Here is a 20265-nt window from a genome sequence, read left to right on the forward strand (position 1 = left end):
GTCACGCCTATGAGCTGTACGGCAGAGGGGGACGACTTCCCGTGAGGTGCGTCACAGCGACCGGGCCGGCCGACCGTTCACTGCCAGAAGACCTGCTCCACGATGATCTGCGGGTCTTCTGCGCGGGACACGAAGGTGTAGATGAGCCAGCCGTTTCCATGGTCGAAGGAGAACAGGCGAGCGCCCTTCGGTTTGCTGGACCGTGCCGGCTCGACGGCCATGCCGTCGGGTAGAAGTCCATCGGCCTCGATGCCTCGGAAGTACGGGTCCTTCGCGGTGACCAGCTCGGCACGAGCCTCGTCAACCATCTTGCGCGCATGCTCGGGCAGCGCATCACGGACGGCGAGGGCGTCAAGCCGCCAGTCCATTTGCCAAGGCGGCCCCATGAACTCGTCGGTCACTCGCCGGGCTCCGCCCTCAGAGCCTCGTGCCGAATCCTCGATGCCTCTTCGAGGAGGGCCTTGGCCTCGGTGATGTCAGTGGCCTCAGCCGCCCGCTGTTCCAGGTCATGCAGATGGGCATCGAGCTTCGGATCACGTGCGATCGCGTACTCGATCCACCAGCGAGCCATGAACGCGGGCACGGGTCCGAGGTCGTACGTGTCCGCGATCGCGCGCTTCCAGTGCCTGTCGAAGTCGGGGAGGAGGTGGGGAGCGTCCTCGGCGAGCGCCCTGCGCAGCGCTTTCGGGGTCCGCTCGGGCATGGGGGGGATCACCGCATCGGATTCCGCAGCGTGAGCAGCCATGATCGATGTCCTCCTTCGACGCGCCGTGTCCACGACCATAGTCGCGCTCACCGTCCCGGCGCGGATTGTGCGCGCGGCGGCTCCGCCGAGGGGTCTGTGGTCATGATCTCTGCCATGGCATCACCCTGCCCGGACGGCCCGCCTTCCCGTCCGGGTTCCCCGCCCGCTTCACCCGCTGGGATGCAGGCCCGCCCCACGCTTGACGCCCGGGGGTGAACGCGGACCCGGCCGGCGCGGATTCGCGTCGGCGTCGATCCGCACCCGCTCACGGCCCCCGCCTGCGATCACTCCTGAGCACCAGTCCCGCGAGCGCCGCCACACTCGTGCCGAAGACACCCGCCGCGAAGGCCGGGGCGTCGTGGTCCACGAGGTGTTTCGTGAGCCAGAAGACGCCGGTGATGCCCGTGCCTCCCAGCAGCGCGCCGAACATCCGGAAGCGGACCTCCACCCGGTCCAGCCAGCGCCGGTGTTCGTAGTCCGCCTCGACCTGCCGCAGCATCCGCGCCGCGCTGCCCGGGACGGCCGTCTCCCAGGAGGCGATCTGCTCCTCGACGGGGAGGTCGCGCCAACTGCTCCGGTTCTCCGGGGACGCCTCGGCTCCGGCAGCGGGCGCGGGCGTGGGCTCGCTCATCGGGCGCCTCCCGTGGGCGGTGGGCCGAGCCGGTTGTACGCGTCGTGCAACTGGTCGTCCCTCGTCGGCGGGCCCGGCGGAGCGCCCGAGGAGCCCGAGGGACGCAGGCCGCGGAACGTGGCCGCGCCGACGACGCCCGTCAGCAGTGCCGCACCCCTGCGCGGACCGGGCCGGTCCGGTCGTGGCGGCCAATTCCCGGGTCCGGGAGCCGGGCCGCCGCCGCCCACCGGCGGCAGGGCACCGGCCAGGCTCTGTTGGAGACGCAGATGGCAGAACTCGTAGTGCGCCCCCGACCTGCGCAGCACCCCCCGCCGGTGTGCCTCCTCCAGGAAGGCCATCAGCCGCCACGGTGCCCGGCCGGTCAGGGCCAGCCAGATTCTCGCCGGGGCGAGGCGGCCCCAGGCGCTCAGCGCGAGTGAGGACGTGCCGACCTGGACCCACACCTCGGTGTGCATGGTGCCCAGCGTGCCGCCCGGTGGCATGACCGAGAGCAGCAGCAGGCAGACCCCGCCGGCGAGGAGCGCGGCGATGGCGCTCCTGGCGAGCGTGGCGTCCCGGTCGGTGCGCAGGGTGCTGCGCGGGCCCGCCGCACGCATGGTGTCGGACGGGGTGTTCAGGGCGCGGTAGACACCCGAGGCGCAGCCGCCGATCGCACCGATGAGCACGCCGAAGGCCGCGAAGGGGCCCACAGCGTCGAGCACGACGGCCCGGACCGGGCGGTGGACGAGCCAGAGTTCGGCCTCGTACGGCAGGGCGAGCACGAGGTTGTGGGCGTCGACCGCCTCGCCCTCGCGGTCGCCGGGGCCGCCCTTCCAGACGGTCACCCAGCCGTCGTCCCGGTCCTCGTGGATCGTCACCGTCCCCTCGTACGCCCCGACCTCCTCGTCCCACGTGATCCGGGCGCCCGCCTTCACGGCGAACGGCTCGTCGAGGCCCGTACGCTCCACCAGCAGGAACTCTCCGGGGACGACCGAGCGGACCGTACGGTCGCCGTCGGCCGTCTCCTGGAGCCGCCAGCCCCCGATGACCTCACCGCTCACCCGCGGCTGCGCCGAGTGGATCCGGTACGCGGCGAACGCACCGGCCACGCAGCCCACCAGCGCCCCCACGCAGACCCCGATGAGTGTGCAGGCCACGAACCCGCGGAGGAGCCCTCGGGCGAAGCCGCGCAGTACCGCGCCCGGGCCGGTGTACGGCGCCGCCGTGCGCTCGCCGCGCCGCAGTCCGGCCAGGAGGAGCAGCAGCCCCGCGCCGAGGCAGGTGAGGGCGGGGACCACCGCCGTCTGCCGTGAGTAGCCGTAGACCGCGAGGCCGGCGAAGACGACGACGGCGCCGAGCGCGCGCACGGTCCGCGGGCCGCTCGGGCTGCCCGCCCACGGCAGGCCCATCGGGAGGGGGCGCCGGGGCAGTCCCGCGACCCCGAACATCATGGACAGGATCAGGCCGAAGCAGCAGCCGTTGAGGAACCAGGCCGGTCGCTGCGTGAGCACCGCGCCGAGCCGGGAACTCACCAGGGGCGGTGCGAGCAGGCCCATGCCCACCGCCACCACCGTGGCCGCGGCGGCCATCCACAGGGCCAACCGCACCAACTGCCGTGGCCCCTGCGGAGTCCGCGCCGTGGCGGGCAGCAGCCGGGCCAGGCCGAAGCACAGGCCCAGCAGGATGCCCGCGTAGTTGAGGAAGGTCGAAGGCACGCTGTCCCAGTCGGCGACCACCCCGGGCCCGAGTTTGGCCAGCGGCACCAGCAGCGCCGCCGAGGCGAGCAGCGCCAGTACGGCGGGGCCGAGCACCCGCAGCGCCCGGGGCATCGCCGTCGGCAGCTCCCACCAGGCCAGCCGCCAGGTGCCGGTCGTGCCGACGTCACGGGCGAGACGGCGCAGCCAGCGGTGCGCCGCGTCCGGACTCCAGGTACTTGTGCCGTGGCCCGCCTCCCCGAAGGCCGCCGGGACGCAGGCCTCCAGCAGGTGCTGCTCGACATGTCCGGCGGTGGGGAAGCGGCCGATGTCCCGCAGTTCGGCCGGGTCGCGCGAGGTGTTCCCGTACACCGTGCGGGCCAGCGTCACCATCAGCGGGGAGGACAGGACCTCCGTGAGGAGCGGGGACGGGTCCGCCAGGACCGGGGTCCAGGGCGTGCGGCCGTGCGGGTCGGGTCGCGCGGTGATCTCCAGGTGGCCGCGCGCGGTGGCGAGGTCCAGCGGTCGCAGCCGTACGACCTCGGCGGCGGTCAGCACACCACCGGCGCCCACGGCCCGCGTCCAGTCCTGCGTACGGCAGGTGAGCAGGACGGGCAGCCGCTCGTCGAGTTCGGCGTTCAGACGCCGCAGGGCCGTCTCGTGCGTCGGCCCGGGGATCTCGTCGAACCCGTCGAGCACGGGCAACAGGAGCCCGGCGTCGAGCAGTTCACGTGCCATGGTCCGCTCGCCCGTGCCGGCGGCCAGCGGCCGGTACTCCGCGGCCAGCCGCTCGGCGAGCCAGTCCCGCAGGGTCATGGCCCCGGGGTCCCAGCCCGCCAGGGGGAACAGCACCGGCACCGGATCGCCCGGCTGCCGGTCCGCGAGCGCCCCGAGCACGAACCGTACGGCGAGTACGGTCTTGCCCGCCCCCGGGTCGCCCAGCACGACCAGCCGACGGGACGGCAGGGCCGTGAACGTCTCGACGATCCGGTCCAGCCGCTGGTCGCCGTCGCGCGGCTCCGGCAGTTCCACACCTCGTCGGACGGTGTGGGGCCGGTCGGCGAGCGGCGGGCCGACGCGCGACCAGCGGACGGTCAGCGGCTCGGGGTCGTACAGCCGGCGCAGCCGCGCCTCCGCCCGCCACTGCAGGTCCACGGCCTCGGCGAGTTCGTCGGCGGCCCGCTGCCGCCGGTCGGCGGCGGTGCCGGTGTCCGTCTGTTCGCGCAGCAGCTCCGTCAGGAACGCGCCGACCGAGACGAGCGCCGAGACCGCCGAGATCCACATCGACGTCCGGTCGGGGCCGCCACCGCCCGCCAGCGCGAGGGCCAGCGCGAGCAGCGCCGCGGCGCCCATGCCCAGCCCGAACCGCCGCCGCAACCGTGCATCCCGCATGCTCCGCCCCCTCCCGCCCGCGCCCGTCCTTGCACGGGGTGAACGAGGCGGCAGGTGTCCGCGTACCGGCGTACCGGGCGCCTGGGCGGGCGCGCGGAAGCATGACGGGAGCACATGCCCGTGTCCGGCGGACGGCACCGGCGCCGACGCCGTCCTCCGTGCCGCGGCAACCTTTCCCCCGCGCGCGGCGACCACCCAGCGACCGGCTCCCCCACCCCCACACGAACGGAAGCCGCCCGTGACCGTGAACCGCCGCAAGGCCCGCCTCCGCGGGCGCAGGACCGCCCTGGCCGTCGGTGTCCCGCTGGCCCTGGTCGCCTCCACCGCCGGCACGGCGAGTGCCGCGCCCGCCGCCGGTGCCGCGGCCACCACCCTCACCGTCGCCAAGGACGGCAGCGGGATGTACACCACCGTCCAAGACGCCGTGAACGCCGTGCCCGCGAACAACGCCTCACGCGTCGTGATCTCCGTCAAGCCGGGCACGTACCGCGAGGTGGTGAAGGTCCCCTCGAACAAGCCGCACGTGACGATCCTGGGCAGCGGCGGCAGCCGCAAGGACACCGTCATCGTCCACAACAACGCGGCCGGGACCGCGAAACCCGGCGGCGGTACGTACGGGACGAGCGGCAGCGCCACCGTCGCCGTGGAGGCGGACGACTTCCAGGCCCGCAACCTCACGCTCTCCAACGACTTCGACGAGGGCGCCAACCAGAGCCTGAGCGGACACCAGGCCGTGGCCCTGCGCACCGCCGCCGACCAGGTCTTCCTCGACGGCGTGATCGTCGAGGGCGACCAGGACACCCTGCTCCTCGACACCGCCGCCAAGGAGAAGCTCGGCCGCGTCTACGTCCGCAACTCCTACGTCATCGGGAACGTCGACTTCATCTTCGGGCGGGCGACCGCCGTGATCGACCAGTCGGTGATCACCCTGAAGAAGCGCTGGGACGGCAGCTCGGCGGGGTACATCACCGCCCCCAGCACCGCGGCCGACCGCAAGGGCATCCTCATCAACCGCTCGGCCGTCAACGGTGACGTGTCCGCCGGGACCTTCTACCTCGGCCGCAACTGGCACGCGGGCGGCGACGCGACCCTCGATCCGCAGACCACCGTCCGCGACTCCACGCTGAGCGCGGCGATCAGGTCGACCCCGTGGGTGGACATGGGCGGCTTCTCCTGGAAGGACGACCGTTTCGCGGAGTACAGGAACACCGGCCCCGGCTCGGGCGCCGCGAGCGGCGACCGCCCGCAGCTGACCGACGCCCAGGCGACCGGCCAGGAGGTCGCGGACTGGCTGGCCGGCTGGACGCCGGCCGCCTCCTGAGCTACGGGCTCGGCTGCAGCAGCGGCATGGTCGTCTCCGTCGGGACCGGGCCCGCCAACCGCGCGTACGTACCCCCGTACGCGAGCAGTTCCTCGTGCGTGCCCTGCTCCACCAGCCGTCCGCCGTCCACGACGAGGATGCGGTCGGCGTCCGGGGCGAGCGTCAGATCGTGGGTGATCATCAGGGTCGTCCGGCCGGACACCAGGCGCCGCAGCGGCCGTACGACCCGGCGTGCGGCGAGCGCGTCGAGCCCGGCGGTCGGTTCGTCGAGTACGAGGACGGGGGCGGCCCGCAGCATCGCGCGGGCGATGGCCACCCGCTGGAGCTGCCCGCCGGACAGCACGGCCGTGCCGGGTGTGATCAGCGTCCCGTACCCGTCGGGCAGGGAGCGGACGAAATCGTGGGCGTCCGCGTCCCGAGCGGCCCGTTCGATCTCCTCGTCCGTCGCGCCCGGCCGCCCGCAGGCGATGTTCTCGCGGATCGTGCCGTGCAGGACCAGCGTCTCCTGGGGCAGCAGCGTCACGTTCTCGCGCAGGAACTCCAGGGTGACGTCGCCGAGCGGGACACCGTCCAGGCAGATCACCCCCGCACAGGGGTCGTAGAACCGGGTCAGGAGTGTGGCGAGGGTCGACTTTCCGGCCCCGCTCGGGCCGGTGACCAGCACGAACTCGCCGGGCTGCGCGGTGAACGACACCTCGTGCAGGCTGTCGCGCTCCGCGCCCGGATAGCGGAAGGAGGTGTGGTGGAAGGAGACCCGGCCCCGCACGGGCCACTCCCCGGCCGGGGCGGCCGGGTCGGTGACGGCGGGCTCGGTGTCCAGGATCTCCTGGAGCCGCTGCGCTCCGGCGGTCGCGGCCGTCAGGGTCAGACCGAGCTGGCCGAGGTCGCGGATCGGCGGATAGAGATAGCCGAGGAACGCGGCGAAGGCGAGCAGCTGGCCCAGGGACATCCGGCCCTGCGCGATCTCCCAGGCACCGAGCCCGATCACCGTGAGCACGCAGAGCGTCTCCACGACCTCGACGCACTGCTCGTACATCTCGCTCGTGCGGGCCCCGCGCACACTGGCCCGCAGCCAGGCGCGCGCCTCGCGGTCGAGCCGCTGCTCCTCCGCCCCGCGCCGGTTGTACGCCTGCGTGAGCACGATGTTGCCGAGGGACTCCTCGACGACCGAGGTGATCGCGCCGTCGGCGGTCCGCTCGTCCTTCGCGGCCTTCTGGATGCGGCCGGCGAAGCGGCGGGCCGCGACGAGGAAGAGGGGAGCGAGGAGGAAGGTGACCAGGGCGAGGTCCCAGCGGAGCCAGAGCGCGGCGGCGGAGTAGAAGAGCGCCGAGAAGGCGGCCGAGACGGCTCCGACCGCGCCCGAGACCACCATCTGTTCGATGGCCTCGACGTCACCCGTGAGCCGTTCCACCAGGTCGCCGCGGCGGTACCGCTGGAAGAAGTGCGGGGGCAGGTCCTGGACATGGCGGAAGACGCCGGCGCGCAGGCGCAGGACGAATCTCTCGGCCGTGCGGATCGCCAGGGAGTTGCCGAGATAGCCGACGACCGCGCCGAGCACGGCCACCGCCAGCCAGGCACCGGCCGGGCCCCAGAAAGCGCTGAGCGAACCGGCCTGCAGCGCGTGGTCGGTGAGTTGCGCGAAGAGCAGGATCGACGCCGTCTCCGCCAGCGCGGACACGATCACGCAGGCGATGATCAGCAAAAGCCATCGGCGGTCGCCGCGCGTCAGCGGCCAGAAACGCGCGAATGCCTCCCGTACTCCCCGCATGGCGTTTAATTCCCTTTCCCTGCCCGTGTCCTGCCGTTTTCCATTCCATTTCCCGAGTGCGGGAAATGGCCGAGGCGGGGTCCCCGGACCGAATCCGGGGGCCCCGCCTCGTGGCGTCGCCTACTTGTTGCCGACCGGGCGGCGGCGCTGCTGCTGCTTGGCGGCACGCTTCGGCGCGGGCTTCCCGGCCTGCTTCTTGGCGGCCGGAGCGGACTTGCGGGACGTGCGGACCGGGGTGACCTTGTGGAAGCTCATGGGATTTCTCTTTCCTGTGCGGGTGATCTCTGATGTCGTGCGTCGTGCGGTGTTCCCTTTGCCGTAAGCCCTGTTCGGCTTCGACATGGAAAACACTACGGGAGCACGGAGACGGAAATCGCCAAATCCGCTGAGACCTCGATGAATTGCGGCTGAGACGGTTTTCAGACGGAGTCGGGAACCAGATCCCAGTTCACACAGGCTTTATTACGCCGCTCACCCGGAATTTATTTACCGGCCGGGGCCTTGTCCACCGAGGCGCCGAGCGCGAGGTCCTGGCCCGTCACCCGCACGCTGATCCCGTCCTTGTGGACACGTACGTCCCGCAGCCTCAGCTCGCCCTGGGGCGGCTTCGGCAGCCGGAAGCCGATGGAGAGGCGGTCGACGAGGGCCGGTCGCGTGAGGCGGGAGAGGCCGTCGAGGAGCGCCGGGTCGAAGCCGAGCCGCTCGATGATCTCGGGGTGGTCCACGGCGAGATCGACGAGGTTGACCTTCATGAGCCCGCGGACGAACTTCGGGGAGCCGGTGAACCGGGCGAAGTCGTTGTCGTCGCGCAGCGCCGCCCGCACCGCGCTGTCCGGGACGCCGAACCGCCCGGCGATCGCCGGCACGGAGAGCAGTTCCTTCGCCCTGCGCTTCTCCTTCGCGAGACGGTCCGCGGACCTACGGGTCAGATGCAGGCCCTCGGACTCACGGGTGCCGGGGCGGAAGGTGGCCAGGTCGCCGATGTCCAGCCGCATACCGCCGACCTCGGTGGAGATGCCGCGCTCGCCGTCCCGCCGGATCCGCGCGTCGGCCCGCAGCCGCAGATCGTGCCCGGCGACGGGCAGGGTGCCGCGCGCCCGCACCTCGTCGCCGCCATGGCCGGTGAACGTGACCTGGGAGGCGCCCAGTTCACGGTTCAGGTCGTCGAAGGAGAGCAGTACCTCGCCGTCGAGCGAGGGGATGCGTGCGCCGCGCAGGGAGGTCGGGGCGCCGTCGAGCCGTACCCCGGTGGCCGTCGCCGAGACCTTCGCCAGGGAGATCCGGTCCGCCGCCACGTCCGGGACGGTGACCGACACCGAGTCGAGCCGGCCGTCGAGGACCTGGGTGACGAAGGGAAAGCCGTCGATCTCCACCTCGGGTGCCGCCCGCAGGTCCAGCTGGTCCCGGACCTCCTCGGCCGCCGTGCGCTCCGCGTACAGCAGCGCCCAGCGGTCGCCGAGGGCGAGGAAGGCGGCGAGGACGAGGACCGCGATGACGGCCTTCGCGGCAAGGGGCAGGGCGGACAGGGGAGTTCGGCCACGGACACGGCCGCGCCGCTGCCGGCGCCGGCCACTGGGGTTCTTGCGGTGGTCGGGGGGTGACCACCGCGCTTGCGTCTCTTCCGCCGGCCGCGGTTCCTCGGCGACCGCGGGTTCCTCGTCGCGGAGGAAGTCCTCAAGGGGTCCGTTGTCGAAGGGCCCGTCGTCGAGGGCGGCGAGATCCTCGTACGGGTTGGGCGGCGGATCGGCCGAGGGATGCGGAGGGGCATGCGCCGCTATGGGGTGGGGGGTACGCATCGCCCGATTCGACCATGCGTACCAACCCCACCCGCAACTCCTGCCTGCGGTTCGCGATCTATCTCACGAACTACTGGACGACGGTGATCCGGTTCGCCGCGGGCGGCGCGATCGGGTTCGTCGCCGACGAGTTGGCCAGCAGGTACTTCTCCAGGGCCGCGAGGTCGTCGTCGCCCACCAGGTCGTCGGTGCCGAGGCCCAGCGTGGTGAAGCCGTCGCCGCCGCCCGCGAGGAAGCTGTTGGTCGCGACGCGGTAGGTGGCGGCCGGGTCGATCGCGGCGCCGTTCAACTTGATGGAATCGGTGACGACCCGGTCGGCACCGCTCTTGGTGAGGTCGAGCGTGTAGGTGAGGCCCGACGAAATCTGCAGCACCTTCGGCGAGGCCGCGTTCGTACCGCTGACCTGCTCCTTCAGTACCTGCACGAGCTGGGCGCCGGTGAAGCTCTGCAGATTCACCGTGTTGGCGAACGGCTGGACGGTGAAGCCCTCCGCGTACGTCACCACGCCGTCGCCCTCGGTGCCCTTGGACGCGTAGGTCAGGGGAGCGCGGATACCGCCCGGGTTCATCAGCGCGAGGTCGGTCTCGGGGTCCAGCTCCTTGCCGTACGCGAGCTGCGCGTCGGCGATCAGGTCGCCGATCGGGGACTCGGTACCGACGTTGGTGATGTCACCGGAGATGTACCCGATGGGCTTGTTGCCGATCGGCGCCGCCAGGGTGTTCCACCGGGTGATCAGGTCGGTCATGTCCGGGGCCTTCGCCACGTCACGCGTCACCACGTGGTTCGCGGACGCGACGGCGGTCCGGGCGATGTCGCCGGTGCGGCGGTCGTACGTCAGCGTCGTGTCGGTGTAGAGCCGCCCGAAGGACGCGGCCGAGGTGACCGTGCGGGGCTTGCCCGACGGGTCGTCGATCGTGCACGCGTACGCGGCGTGCGTGTGGCCGGTGACCAGCGCGTCGACCTTCGGCGTGACGTTCTTCGCGATGTCCACGATGGGGCCGGAGATACCGTCGCCGCCACCGGGCGAGTCACAGTCGTAGTTGTACGCCGACGAGGCCGGCAGCCCGCCCTCGTGGATCAGCGCGACGACCGACTTGACGCCCTGCTTCTCCAGCTCCTTGGCGTACTTGTTGATCGTCTCGACCTCGTCCTTGAACTTGAGGCCCTTCACGCCCTCGGCGGAGACGACTCCCGGGGTGTCCTCAAGGGTGACCCCGATGAAGCCGATCTTCACGCCGTTCTTCTTCCACACCCAGTAGGGCTTGAGGATCGGCTTCTTGGTCTTCTCGTCGAGGACGTTCGCCGCGAGGTACGGGAAGTCGGCGCCCTTGAACTTCCGGCCCTCCACGTAACAGCCGTCCGTGGGGTGGCAGCCGCCCTTCTGCAGACGGCCCAGTTCCTTCGCGCCCTCGTCGAACTCGTGGTTGCCGACGCTCGTCACGTCGAGGTCGAGCTTGTTCAGCGCCTCGATCGTGGGCTCGTCGTGGAAGAGACCCGAGATCAGCGGCGAGGCGCCGACCATGTCACCGCCCGCCGCGGTGACGGAGTACTTGTTGCCCTGGCGGGCCTGGCGCAGATGCGTCGCCAGGTACTCGACACCGCCCGAGTCGATCGTCTTCGTGGTGCCGTCGGGCTGGATCTCGGTGACCCGGCCGGAGGAGCCGGACGGCGGCTCCAGGTTCCCGTGCAGGTCGTTGAAGGACAGCAGCTGCACGTCCTGGTAGCGGGACGGGCTCTGGTGCCCGTGCCCGTGCTTCTTCGCCGACTCCCCCGCGGACGCGGAAGCGGTCGTGGGAAGCGCCGCGACCAGCGCGCCGATGGTGGCGACGCCCGCGACACCCGCGAGGAGGCGGGTGGTGCGGCGTCTCGGGCGGAACGGCTGAGGTATGGCTGACATGCGCCCCCCTGTGGGTCGGCTGATATGTGGGCCCCGTCCCGGCGCAGCCTAGAGTCAACGCGCGTAGCGCGACAGGGGGTTCAGGGTTACGGACTGGTTGCCACGAGGGTGTTTCCGGTACGAAACGGACAGGTCGTGTACCGGCCACGCACCCGTCGCGCCCTGGCCGGGCGCCGGCCGCCCCACCGGCCGCGCACCGACTGTGCACCGGCCGCCCCCGCCCTCGACGGGCCTTGGCGGGCCACTTCGCCATGAACCGGACACGCCGTACTCTCGTACCCATGACCAGCGACGACACCGCACCGGCTGCCCGCAAGCTCTCGGCCTCGCTCGGCCAGAGCGGCACTCCCACGGCCCGCTCCATCGACGTCCTCACCGCGCTGAGCCCCGAGCAGTCCGAGGCCGTGCTGGCCCTTCTCGCGGAGGCCGCCCGGACCGACGGACAGCAGGCGGTGTCCGAACAGGGCCGGCTGCAGTTGCGCGGCGAGGCACGGGACGAAATCCGCCATCTGCTGCTGAGCACCGAGGGGCAGCTCGTCGGGTACGCGCAGCTGGAGGACACCGATCCCGTCGAGGCGCCGGCCGCCGAACTGGTCGTCCACCCGGCCCACCGGGGCCATGGGCACGGGCGGGCGCTGGGCAACGCGCTGCTCGCCGAGTCCGGCAAGCGGCTGCGGGTGTGGGCCCACGGCGGACATGCGGCGGCCCGTCATCTCGCGCAGGTCCTCGGGCTCGCGCTGTTCCGCGAACTGCGCCAGATGCGGCGGCCCCTGACCGGGCTCGACCTGCCCGAACCGACGTTCCCGGACGGCGTGCGGGTCCGTACGTTCGTGCCCGGCGAGGACGACGCGGCCTGGCTCGCCGCGAATGCCGCGGCCTTCGCGCACCATCCCGAGCAGGGCTCTCTCGGACAGCGGGACCTCGACGCGCGCAAGGCCGAGCCGTGGTTCGATCCGGCCGGGTTCTTCCTCGCCTTCCGCGGCGACGAACTGGTCGGCTTCCACTGGACGAAGGTCCACGAAGCCGAGGGGCTGGGCGAGGTGTACGTCGTCGGGGTACGGCCCGATGCGCAGGGCGGTGGGCTGGGGAAGGCCCTCACCGCGGTTGGCCTCCGGCACCTGGCGGGTGTCGGGGTGCCGGACGCGATGTTGTACGTCGACGCGGACAACCTGGCTGCGGTGGCTGTTTATGAGCGGTTGGGGTTCGTGGTGCACGAGACGGACCTGATGTATCGGACTGAGTCCTGAGTGGTTGGTCCTGGCCGGGATGAGGGCGGGTCCATCAGGTCCGGTGGGAGAGTGCCGGTCCGGTGGGGGCTTGTCGCGCAGTTCCCCGCGCCCCTAAAGGGCGCCCCTTGAGGGCGCCGTCCGAAAGGGGCGCAGCCTCAGTCCTGCTCGGACCGGCTCCGCGCATGCCCTCGCCCCCACTATCGCCGCCACCGTCAGCAACAGAGCCCAGTGGTCGTGCGTGGGTTGCCAGCGGGGGTCCCCCGGGGTGACGAACAGGGTCCAGTCGTGGGGGAGCAGCAGGGCCGCCGTCACCCCCGTCACCAGCAGCCACGTCGATATCGCCGCTCCCGGTTCCGAGGTGCGGGTGTGGCGTATGGACAGGGTCGCCGCGGCGAGGGCCACTACCGCCGTGGCCGCCGCCTCCAGCGTGAGGGCGCCGGCCGGAGGACGGGACTCCTCCGGTACGAGGAGCAGGGCCGTCGTCCAGGTGAGCGCGGCCCAGGGGGCGACCAACGCCACGCGCAGGGCGACCCGCACCGGGCGGCGGGCCGGGACCGTCGAGGTGATGTGCCGCGCCGGGTCGTCCAGCAGGAACGCCAGCCCCAGGGCGAGGACGAGGGCTGCGGCCCGCAGCGCGTAGAGACCGACTCGCGGATCGGGAGGACCGGACTGCAGGCGCGGGATGCCGGCCAGCAGCAGCCCCACCGCGGCGGCTGCCGCGAGCGCGCGGCGGGGCAGCGTGCGCCACACGGGCGGGAGAAGAGCGCGTGTCATGGCCGTCATTCCTCGCACGCGTCACCGTCCGAGGCCGCCTCGGCCGACACGTTCAGCAGTTCCGCCACCCGTGCCAGCGACGTCCTGGGTGAGGTCAGCTCCGTCCACTTGGCCTTCACCTTGCCGGCGACGTCGTAACGCGGCTTCTTGAGCAACTCCGCCACGATGCGTGTCTGTTCGGCGCTCATGCTGAAGGGCTCGGTGGGCGACAGGACGAGCGCGGGGCCCGAGACGCTGTCGCCGACGCGGACGTTGCTCAGCGAGGACATCGGGTCGGAATCGCCGCCCAGTGCCAGCCACATGACCGTCACCAGGCGCGCGTCGCAGAGCTCGGTGCCCGCCTTCTCGTCGCCCGCCACCAGCACCGACGCGACGGCGACGGCGAACTCGGGGACGCGGTTGCCGCCCCACTCCGTGCCGACGCTCACGTGACCGGGTGCGGTGGACGGGGAGATCACGGTGTCGGCCGTCAGTCCGTAGCGGGCTTCGACGCGCTGGTTCACGGTCAGCCGCTCGGCACCCGCCCTGCCGCCCGCGAGGTTCTGGACGCGGTCGACCACGGCGGCCCAGTCGGCGGTGCGGTCCGTCCACTCGGGGAAGGCGCAGTACGAGGACTTCCCGTGCTCGACGCACTTCCGGACTTTCTCCGGAGTGACCGACGCCCGCTCGCGGGCCGGTGTCGACCCGGGCGGGGTGCCGCCGGACTGGCCGGCCACGCCCACCAGCGTGAGGGCGAGGGATCCCGCGAGGGCCACCTTGACGGCTGTCGAACGGCCGCCGCTGAACAGCACCGCGAGCAGGGTGACGAACAGGACGAGCCCGATGAGATACAGGGCGTGCCAGGCGGCGGGGCGCTCCAGCAGGTCGGAGGGGAACGGGTCGGAGCCGCCCTCGGAGACCACCGGGTACAGCCAGCTCGCCCAGTCGCTCCCGGACGGGGGCGCCACGAAGATCTCCGCGAAGATCAGGAGGACGAGGAGGATCGGCGCGGCGAAGATGGAGAGGAACAGACGGCCGAAGAGCGCGCCCAGGACGCCGAACAGCAGGACCGTCAGCGGGCCGACGGCGAGCTCGGCGGGCGAACCGTGCCCGACGGCGCCCGGCTTGAGCGCGGCCCAGGTGAACTGGGCGGTCACGCACACGGCGATGAACAGGGCGGCCGGGACGGCGGACAGCACATGGGCGATCGTGCGCCGCCAGGGCTCGACGACCAGGACGTCGAAGTGCCGGTCGGTGTCGCGTCGGCGGGAGCGCAGGATTGCGCGATTGACGTTGAGCATGACGGCCAGCCCGATCAGCACCGGCATCATCTGTGTGCCGCGATCGATGTTCTGCAGTACCGGGAAGTCGTTCTCGCGCTGGGTGGCCCGCCAGACGATCCAGGCCACGTACAGGACCGCCAGGGCGAGGACGGCGATGTTCATCCGCAGCTCGCGCGCCTCGAAGCGGGCGAGGGCGAACACGGCCGCCCAGGAGCGTGGCGGATGCGTCGGCGCGGCGGTGCGTGCGGGTGTCTCCATGACCGTGCTCATGCGGCCGTCACCTCCGAGGACTCCCCGTCGAGGGTGAGGAGGTAGCCGTCCTCCAGGGTCGGTTCGAGCAGGTCGGCGCCCTCGGGGGGCTCGCCGACGTTGCGGAAGGAGCCGGTGCCCGTGCGCCAGCCGGCCCAGGCGCCCGGGTCGCGTGCGGTGCTGCTCCACACCCGCCCGGCCGCCCGTGCGGTCAGTTCGGCGGGGGTGCCCTCGAAGCGGACCCGGCCGCGGACCATGACGATCACGCGGTGGCAGAGCATCGCGACGTCCTCGGTCTGGTGGGTGGACAGCAGCACGGTCCGCCCCTCCCCCGCCCGGGCGATCAACTCCCGGAAGCGCATCCGCTGTTCGGGGTCGAGGCCGACTGTCGGCTCGTCGAGGACCAGGAAACCGGGGTCGCCGACGAGGGCGGCGGCCAGCGCGACCCGCTGGCGCATCCCGCCGGAGAGCTTCTTGATCCGCTTGCTCCGTACGTCGGACAGCGCGACGGCGTCCAGGACCCGCCGCACCTCGCGGTGCCGGGCGGTGCGGTCCGTCAGCTCCTTGAGGATCGCCACGTAGTCGACGAACTCGAAGGCGGAGAAGTCCGGGTGGAAACCGGGTGCCTGCGGCAGATAGCCGAGCGCGCGCCGCACCTCCTGCCGGCCGGCCGAGGTGGCCGGGTCGTTGCCGAGGACCGTGAACGCTCCCTTGTCCGGGGGCACGGCCGTGGCCAGGACCCGCAACAGGGTGGTCTTTCCGGCTCCGTTGGGCCCGAGCAGCCCGGTGACTCCCTCGCCGAGCCGCACGGACACGTCGTCGAGGGCGGCCGTCCCGCCGTACCGGAGGGTCAGCCCGGCGGCGGACACCGTCGGCACCGAAGGAGGTACCGAGGGACGTGCCGAGGACAGGTCAGACATGCGTGACTCCAGTGGATCCCGTGGAAGCAAGTGAAAGCAGGAGGGGGAGGGCGCGGCGGCGAAGGGTCCTCATCCGTCGTCCCCGCCGGAGGAAGAGGAGGAGGACGAGCTCCGCTTGCCGGAGGAGAAGGCCAGCAGGACCAGGACGGCGCAGTAGAGCAGCTTCAAGAGGACCGAAGCGATCATCAGCAGTGCGGCTCCGACCAGCTTGAAGCGCCTGCGCCAGGCGACCGACATCACGCCGCACCCCCGTCCGTGTAGCCCGTGAAGCCCGCGAACGGTGTGTGCGCGGAGGTCGAGTCGAAGCGGTCGCGGCGGAGGTAGAACAGCCCGGCGGCGAGCACGGCGACCGCGGCGGCGACGCTCTGCCCCGCAGGCGTGTAGGGCGCGAGAGTCCCCTCGGAGGTCGTCCCCTGCGCGATCAGCAGCACGGCGATCCACGTACCGCCGACCAGGCTCGGCGCGAGGACCGGGCCCAGCCGGGGTGTCAGCGCGAGCCCGGTCGAGGTGAGCGCGAGCGCCGGCAGCAGCCAGGCCAGGGCGCGCAGTCCGTACGAGGGAAGCGCGAGCGTCGCCAGCCCGTTCAGGGCGAGTGCGGCGGCCAGCACCGGCACCGTGCGGATCATCAGCAGCCGGAACCCGTGCATCGGCGACACCACGGCCATCTCGTACGTCGGGTCGAGCACCGGGCCGTACGACAGCGCGACCCCGGCGAGGGGCAGCAGCGGGGCGAGGGCGAGGAACAGCGCCGGGCTGTCGGGGGCCCCGGCGAAACCGGTCGCGAGCACCGTGAAGGACAGCACCGCGACGAGTGCGATCAGCCACGATCGGCGCAGTACCGGCGTCGCGGCCAGCAGTCGCGCGGTGTGGTCGGCCACCCCGGCCCGGACGAGCAGCGACTCCAGGAACCCCGGTCGCGGCACGTCCAGTTCGGCGTCGAGCCGCTCCCATCCCTCGTCCAGCGGGACCGGGTCGCTCACGTCGGCGAGGACCGCCCGGCAGTGCGCGCAGGCCATGAGGTGCGTATCGGCCGACCAGAGCATCGGGGCCGCCAGCTCACCCCGTACGTACGCCCGCAGGTCGTCCTCCGCGACGTGCCAGGTCATTCCGCCCGGATCGCGCATCTCGTCCGTGTCGCCGTCGCTCATGCCAACTCCTCCCGCAGCTGCTTGCGGGCCCGAAGTGCCCGTGTCTTGACCGTCCCCGGCGGGATGCCGAGCAGGACGGCCGCCTCGCGGGTGGTCAGCCCGTCTATGACCGTGGCCTGCAGGACCGACCGCAGCTCCGGTGACAGCCGGACCAGGGCGCCGGCGAGGTCCCCGTGCTCCACCCCCGCGAGCACGCGCTCCTCCGCCGACACCTCCTCGCGGTGCCGCAGCCGCGCGAGCGCCTGCCGCATCCGGCCCCGGGCGCCGTCGCCCCGCAGGGCGTCGATGAGCCGCCGCGAGCCGATGCGCCACAGCCAGCCGGCCACGTCGCCCTCCTCGCGGTAGCGGGCACTGCCGCGCCAGACCGCGAGAAACGTCTCCTGCACGACCTCGTCGACCGTCCCCGCGTCGGAACAGCGGCCGCGCAGCCTCGCTCCGAGCCATGGCGCATACCGCCGGTACAGCTCTTCGAAGGCGCGCCGGTCACCGTCCGCCGCGATGGCCCGCAGCAGATCCCCGTCGCTTCTCGTTTCCCTCACACCCCCTCATCGCACGAGCCCCACGGATCGGTTCACGTCTCCGGGAGAAGTTTCCGGAATCCCTCATTCACCTTAGGAACCGCCGCGTCACCTTGACAGGCGCCCGTCGCGGCCATCACCCTTTCACTACTCAATTAGTGAAAGGGTGATGGCCGCGTGGTCGAGTACCGCATCGACCGGCGCAGCGGTGTCGCCACCTACGTCCAGATCGTCCAGCAGACGAAGCAGGCACTGCGCCTGGGCGTCCTCGAACCGGGCGACAGGCTCCCCACGGCCCGCGAGGTCGTGGAGGCCACCGCGATCAATCCGAACACCGTCCTCAAGGCCTACCGCGAGCTGGAACGCGAGGGTCTGGTCGAGGCCAGACGCGGCCTCGGCACCTTCGTGCGGCGCTCCCTGGGCTCCGCACCCGCCGACCACACCGCCCTGCGCTCGAAGCTGACGGCCTGGCTGGACGAGGCGCGCAAGCAAGGCCTGGAGCGCGAGGACATCTCCGCGCTCTTCACCTCCGTACTGGACGAGAAGTGCCCTGAGGGGGAGCGATGAACAGGGACGGTGAAGGGACCGCGCTCGAAGCGGCCGGGCTGGGCAAGCGGTACCGGCGCAGGTGGGGACCCGTACTGCGGGACTGCTCGTTCCGTCTGCCCGCGGGCCGGATCTGCGCCCTCGTCGGGCCCAACGGCACGGGCAAGTCGACCCTCCTCGCGCTGGCCGCGGGCCTGATCCGCCCCACCGAGGGCACGCTGAAGGTCCTCGGCACCACTCCCGCCCGCGCGCGTGAACGTTTCGCCTACGTCGCCCAGGCCAAGCCGCTGCCGCCCCAGCTCACGGTCGCCGCCACCCTCCGCCTCGGCGCCGAACTGAACCCCGCCCGCTGGGACCGGAAGAGCGCCGAACGGATCGCGTACGGGCCGGAGTACGCGGACACGCACGGGGATACGTACGGGGACACGCACGGGAAGGCGGCTGCGGGCCCGGCGCCGGACGTGGTCCGCGAGGGCGGTCTGCACCCCGGCGACAGGATCCGCTCGCTCTCCGGCGGGCAGCGCACCCGGGTCGCCCTCGCCCTGGCCTTCGGCAAACGGCCCGAACTGATGCTGCTGGACGAGCCGATGGCCGACCTCGACCCGCTGGCCCGGCGCGAACTCCTCGGAGCCCTGCTGGGCGAGGCCGCCGAGCACGGCACGACCATCGTGATGTCCTCGCACGTCGTCGCCGAACTGGAGGGCGTCTGCGACCACCTGTTCCTCATGGGCGGCGGCCGCATCAGGCTCGGCGGCGACCCCGAACGGCTGCTCGCCGCACACACCCTGCTGACCGGCCCCGCACGCGACCTCTCGGGCCACACCGTCGTCGAGTCGCACGGTACGGGGCGCCAGCTCACCGCGCTGATACGCACCGACGGCCCGGACAGCGCGCCCACCGACGGCTGGGAGACCGCCACGCCCTCCCTGGAGGAGCTGCTCCTGGCCCATCTGCGCAACCCCGGGGCACCGGACCTGATCACCGAGGAGAACGCGCGCCCATGACGACTCCTCTCGCCTTCAGGCGTCCCGCCCCCGCCCCCGGGGTCGCTCTCGGGCTCGCGCGCTCCCTCGTACGGCTGCACCGCTCGGCGCTGTGGTTCTGGCTGCTGCTGGTGGTGGCCCTCGCGGCGACGATGCTGTGGGCGTACGGGCCGGGCCACGCGAGCGCCTCCGCGGACGTCCAGGACCAGTGCCGAACGGACGTCGAGGCCTGTCACTTCCCCAGCGGCCCCTGGCTGAACCGGTACAGCACGGCCGTGGCCTCCACCACCCTCGTCGTCTCCTTCCTGCCCCTCCTCGTCGCCGCCTGGGCGGGCGCGGCCCTCGTCGCCCGCGAACTGGAGAACGGCACCGCGCACCTCGCCTGGACCCAGTCCGTCTCCCCGGCCCGCTGGCTCGCCGCGAAACTCGCCGTCCCCGCGCTGTTCGTCACCGCGGGCACCGCCCTGCTGGTCGTCCTGCACCGCCTGATGTGGAACGGCGGCGAGGACCTGCTGTGGACGGACTGGTACGACGCGTACGGCTTCCGCTCCAACGGCACCACCACCGTCGCGTACGCCCTGTGCGGCCTGGCCGTCGGCGTCCTCGCGGGACTGGTGACCCGGCGTACGCTGCCCGCCCTGGGCGTCGCCGTCGCCGTCATGTTCGCCATCACCCATCTGGGTGATCAGTACCGGCCCAGCATGTGGCCCACGGTCACGGTGTTCGGCGCCGCGGCGCTGCGCCTGCCGGACAAGGCCCTCCAGCTCGACCGCGGTGTGATCACCGACGACGGCGTCCGCATCGGCAACAACATGGCCTGCACCGAAGCCGACGGCAGCGTGGCGGGTCTGCGGAGCTGTCTGGCCCACAGTGACCTCGCCGACGTGTGGGTCACCTTTCACCCTCGGTCCCATTTCTGGCCCCTGCAACTCGCTGAGACCGGGATCGTTCTCGGCGTCGCCGCGCTCGCCGTCGGCGCGGCGTTCGTGCTGCTGCGGCGTCGGACGGGGTGAGGAGCGGGTGGGGGCGGGGGTGGGGGGTGTGGGTGCGTGTTCGGGTGCGGGTCCGATGTGGCTGGTCGCGCCGTTCCCCGCGCCCCTAAAAGATTGCGCCGTTCCCCGCGCCCCTAGAAGCCAAAGACTGCGCCGTTGCCCGCGCCCCTGAAAGCCAAAGACTGCGCCGTTGCCCGCGCCCCTGAAAGCCAAAGACTGCGCCGTTGCCCGCGGCCCCGAAGGCAAAGACCGCGCCGTTGCCCGCGGCCCTGGGGAGGGCGTTGGGTCTGCCCTTGGGGGCGGGCGTACGTGCGGGGCAGTCATGTAGACGTCGGGGGGTCTCCCCCCGATATCCCGCACGTCATGTCGCCGTAACCAGTGATTCAGACAGGCTTGCGACCCTCGGGCAATGAACCCCGGT

At 72.2% G+C, this 20265-nt stretch carries 18 protein-coding genes and 1 pseudogene; 5 read left to right on the forward strand and 14 right to left on the reverse strand.

Translation table 11 applies throughout. From position 1 onward, the window contains the following. Nucleotides 1–77: 77 nt before the first annotated feature. The 4 genes from ACFWGJ_RS09220 to ACFWGJ_RS09235 form a co-directional block, all read right to left on the reverse strand. Nucleotides 78–401 (reverse strand): hypothetical protein, encoded by a 324-nt coding sequence (locus ACFWGJ_RS09220; protein ID WP_387322065.1) that lies wholly within the window; start codon nt 399–401, stop codon nt 78–80. Beyond that, complete coding sequence (locus tag ACFWGJ_RS09225; protein ID WP_387322066.1) at nt 398–745, reverse strand: DUF6247 family protein; 348 nt, start codon at nt 743–745, stop codon at nt 398–400. The genes ACFWGJ_RS09220 and ACFWGJ_RS09225 overlap by 4 nt, the downstream gene beginning before the upstream one ends. 265 nt (nt 746–1010) lie before the next feature. Then, on the reverse strand, nt 1011–1376 hold the full coding sequence (locus ACFWGJ_RS09230) for a hypothetical protein (protein ID WP_387322068.1): 366 nt from the start codon (nt 1374–1376) through the stop codon (nt 1011–1013). After that, nucleotides 1373–4441, reverse strand: coding sequence for an NACHT domain-containing protein (locus ACFWGJ_RS09235; protein ID WP_387322070.1), 3069 nt, complete (start codon nt 4439–4441; stop codon nt 1373–1375). Before ACFWGJ_RS09235 ends, ACFWGJ_RS09230 begins: the two co-directional genes overlap by 4 nt. Before the next feature lie 349 nt (nt 4442–4790). Between ACFWGJ_RS09235 and ACFWGJ_RS09240 the strand changes: the two are divergent. Further along, nucleotides 4791–5762, forward strand: a pseudogene (locus ACFWGJ_RS09240) (pectinesterase family protein); the annotation flags it as partial. 1 nt (nt 5763) lies between these two features. On the opposite strand, the gene ACFWGJ_RS09245 reads toward ACFWGJ_RS09240, so the two are convergent. The 4 genes from ACFWGJ_RS09245 to ACFWGJ_RS09260 all read right to left on the reverse strand — a co-directional run bounded on the left by ACFWGJ_RS09245 (nt 5764) and on the right by ACFWGJ_RS09260 (nt 11223). Beyond that, complete coding sequence (locus tag ACFWGJ_RS09245) at nt 5764–7530, reverse strand: ABC transporter ATP-binding protein (protein ID WP_387322072.1); 1767 nt, start codon at nt 7528–7530, stop codon at nt 5764–5766. A gap of 120 nt (nt 7531–7650) precedes the next feature. Continuing rightward, nucleotides 7651–7785 carry a hypothetical protein gene (locus ACFWGJ_RS09250; protein WP_387322074.1) on the reverse strand — a complete coding sequence of 45 codons (135 nt, stop codon included), beginning with the start codon at nt 7783–7785 and terminating at the stop codon, nt 7651–7653. 227 nt (nt 7786–8012) lie between these two features. Beyond that, a complete protein-coding gene (locus ACFWGJ_RS09255; RefSeq protein ID WP_387322076.1) occupies nt 8013–9326 on the reverse strand; it encodes a DUF2993 domain-containing protein in 1314 nt (437 codons plus the stop codon). A 70-nt stretch (nt 9327–9396) separates the two neighbouring features. After that, entirely contained in the window at nt 9397–11223 is a 1827-nt protein-coding gene (locus ACFWGJ_RS09260; RefSeq protein WP_387322079.1) for a bifunctional metallophosphatase/5'-nucleotidase, read from the reverse strand. Between the two features lie 281 nt (nt 11224–11504). Here ACFWGJ_RS09260 and mshD point away from each other — a divergent pair, with 281 nt between their 5' ends. Then, entirely contained in the window at nt 11505–12470 is a 966-nt protein-coding gene (gene mshD, locus ACFWGJ_RS09265; RefSeq protein ID WP_387322081.1) for a mycothiol synthase, read from the forward strand. A 93-nt stretch (nt 12471–12563) separates the two neighbouring features. On the opposite strand, the gene ACFWGJ_RS09270 is transcribed toward mshD, so the two are convergent. The 6 genes from ACFWGJ_RS09270 to ACFWGJ_RS09295 all read right to left on the reverse strand — a co-directional run bounded on the left by ACFWGJ_RS09270 (nt 12564) and on the right by ACFWGJ_RS09295 (nt 17344). Beyond that, nucleotides 12564–13226 carry an ABC transporter gene (locus tag ACFWGJ_RS09270; protein WP_387322083.1) on the reverse strand — a complete coding sequence of 221 codons (663 nt, stop codon included), beginning with the start codon at nt 13224–13226 and terminating at the stop codon, nt 12564–12566. Nucleotides 13227–13231: 5 nt separating this feature from the next. Further along, a complete protein-coding gene (locus ACFWGJ_RS09275) occupies nt 13232–14758 on the reverse strand; it encodes an ABC transporter permease (RefSeq protein ID WP_387322085.1) in 1527 nt (508 codons plus the stop codon). Then, on the reverse strand, nt 14755–15657 hold the full coding sequence (locus ACFWGJ_RS09280) for an ABC transporter ATP-binding protein (RefSeq protein ID WP_387322087.1): 903 nt from the start codon (nt 15655–15657) through the stop codon (nt 14755–14757). The genes ACFWGJ_RS09275 and ACFWGJ_RS09280 overlap by 4 nt, the downstream gene beginning before the upstream one ends. Nucleotides 15658–15726: 69 nt before the next feature. Continuing rightward, nucleotides 15727–15894, reverse strand: a complete 168-nt coding sequence (locus tag ACFWGJ_RS09285) for a hypothetical protein (RefSeq protein ID WP_387322089.1) — start codon at nt 15892–15894, stop codon at nt 15727–15729. Beyond that, entirely contained in the window at nt 15894–16763 is an 870-nt protein-coding gene (locus tag ACFWGJ_RS09290) for a zf-HC2 domain-containing protein (protein WP_387322112.1), read from the reverse strand. Before ACFWGJ_RS09290 ends, ACFWGJ_RS09285 begins: the two co-directional genes overlap by 1 nt. A 38-nt stretch (nt 16764–16801) precedes the next feature. Continuing rightward, nucleotides 16802–17344 (reverse strand): RNA polymerase sigma factor, encoded by a 543-nt coding sequence (locus ACFWGJ_RS09295; RefSeq protein ID WP_189771615.1) that lies wholly within the window; start codon nt 17342–17344, stop codon nt 16802–16804. 156 nt (nt 17345–17500) lie between these two features. Here ACFWGJ_RS09295 and ACFWGJ_RS09300 point away from each other — a divergent pair, with 156 nt between their 5' ends. The 3 genes from ACFWGJ_RS09300 to ACFWGJ_RS09310 are packed head-to-tail and all read left to right on the forward strand — an operon-like array spanning nt 17501 to nt 19865. Further along, nucleotides 17501–17890: a GntR family transcriptional regulator gene (locus ACFWGJ_RS09300; RefSeq protein ID WP_387322091.1), complete on the forward strand. Its 390-nt coding sequence runs from the start codon at nt 17501–17503 to the stop codon at nt 17888–17890. Then, a complete protein-coding gene (locus tag ACFWGJ_RS09305) occupies nt 17887–18873 on the forward strand; it encodes an ABC transporter ATP-binding protein (protein ID WP_387322093.1) in 987 nt (328 codons plus the stop codon). Before ACFWGJ_RS09300 ends, ACFWGJ_RS09305 begins: the two co-directional genes overlap by 4 nt. Then, nucleotides 18870–19865, forward strand: coding sequence for a hypothetical protein (locus ACFWGJ_RS09310; RefSeq protein ID WP_381833421.1), 996 nt, complete (start codon nt 18870–18872; stop codon nt 19863–19865). Before ACFWGJ_RS09305 ends, ACFWGJ_RS09310 begins: the two co-directional genes overlap by 4 nt. Nucleotides 19866–20265: the final 400 nt, after the last annotated feature.

Source organism: Streptomyces sp. NPDC060205, assembly GCF_042728395.1.
GTDB lineage: Bacteria > Actinomycetota > Actinomycetes > Streptomycetales > Streptomycetaceae > Streptomyces.

What these genes read in the sequence shown, in the direction of transcription:
- ACFWGJ_RS09225 (WP_387322066.1), bottom strand. Translation starts at nt 745, where the DNA reads ATGGCTGCTCACGCTGCGGAATCCGATGCGGTGATCCCCCCCATGCCC.
- ACFWGJ_RS09230 (WP_387322068.1), bottom strand. Translation starts at nt 1,376, where the DNA reads ATGAGCGAGCCCACGCCCGCGCCCGCTGCCGGAGCCGAGGCGTCCCCG.
- ACFWGJ_RS09235 (WP_387322070.1), bottom strand. Translation starts at nt 4,441, where the DNA reads ATGCGGGATGCACGGTTGCGGCGGCGGTTCGGGCTGGGCATGGGCGCC.
- ACFWGJ_RS09245 (WP_387322072.1), bottom strand. Translation starts at nt 7,530, where the DNA reads ATGCGGGGAGTACGGGAGGCATTCGCGCGTTTCTGGCCGCTGACGCGC.
- ACFWGJ_RS09250 (WP_387322074.1), bottom strand. Translation starts at nt 7,785, where the DNA reads ATGAGCTTCCACAAGGTCACCCCGGTCCGCACGTCCCGCAAGTCCGCT.
- ACFWGJ_RS09255 (WP_387322076.1), bottom strand. Translation starts at nt 9,326, where the DNA reads ATGCGTACCCCCCACCCCATAGCGGCGCATGCCCCTCCGCATCCCTCG.
- ACFWGJ_RS09260 (WP_387322079.1), bottom strand. Translation starts at nt 11,223, where the DNA reads ATGTCAGCCATACCTCAGCCGTTCCGCCCGAGACGCCGCACCACCCGC.
- mshD (WP_387322081.1), top strand. Translation starts at nt 11,505, where the DNA reads ATGACCAGCGACGACACCGCACCGGCTGCCCGCAAGCTCTCGGCCTCG.
- ACFWGJ_RS09270 (WP_387322083.1), bottom strand. Translation starts at nt 13,226, where the DNA reads ATGACACGCGCTCTTCTCCCGCCCGTGTGGCGCACGCTGCCCCGCCGC.
- ACFWGJ_RS09275 (WP_387322085.1), bottom strand. Translation starts at nt 14,758, where the DNA reads ATGAGCACGGTCATGGAGACACCCGCACGCACCGCCGCGCCGACGCAT.
- ACFWGJ_RS09280 (WP_387322087.1), bottom strand. Translation starts at nt 15,657, where the DNA reads ATGTCTGACCTGTCCTCGGCACGTCCCTCGGTACCTCCTTCGGTGCCG.
- ACFWGJ_RS09285 (WP_387322089.1), bottom strand. Translation starts at nt 15,894, where the DNA reads ATGTCGGTCGCCTGGCGCAGGCGCTTCAAGCTGGTCGGAGCCGCACTG.
- ACFWGJ_RS09290 (WP_387322112.1), bottom strand. Translation starts at nt 16,763, where the DNA reads ATGACCTGGCACGTCGCGGAGGACGACCTGCGGGCGTACGTACGGGGT.
- ACFWGJ_RS09305 (WP_387322093.1), top strand. Translation starts at nt 17,887, where the DNA reads ATGAACAGGGACGGTGAAGGGACCGCGCTCGAAGCGGCCGGGCTGGGC.
- ACFWGJ_RS09310 (WP_381833421.1), top strand. Translation starts at nt 18,870, where the DNA reads ATGACGACTCCTCTCGCCTTCAGGCGTCCCGCCCCCGCCCCCGGGGTC.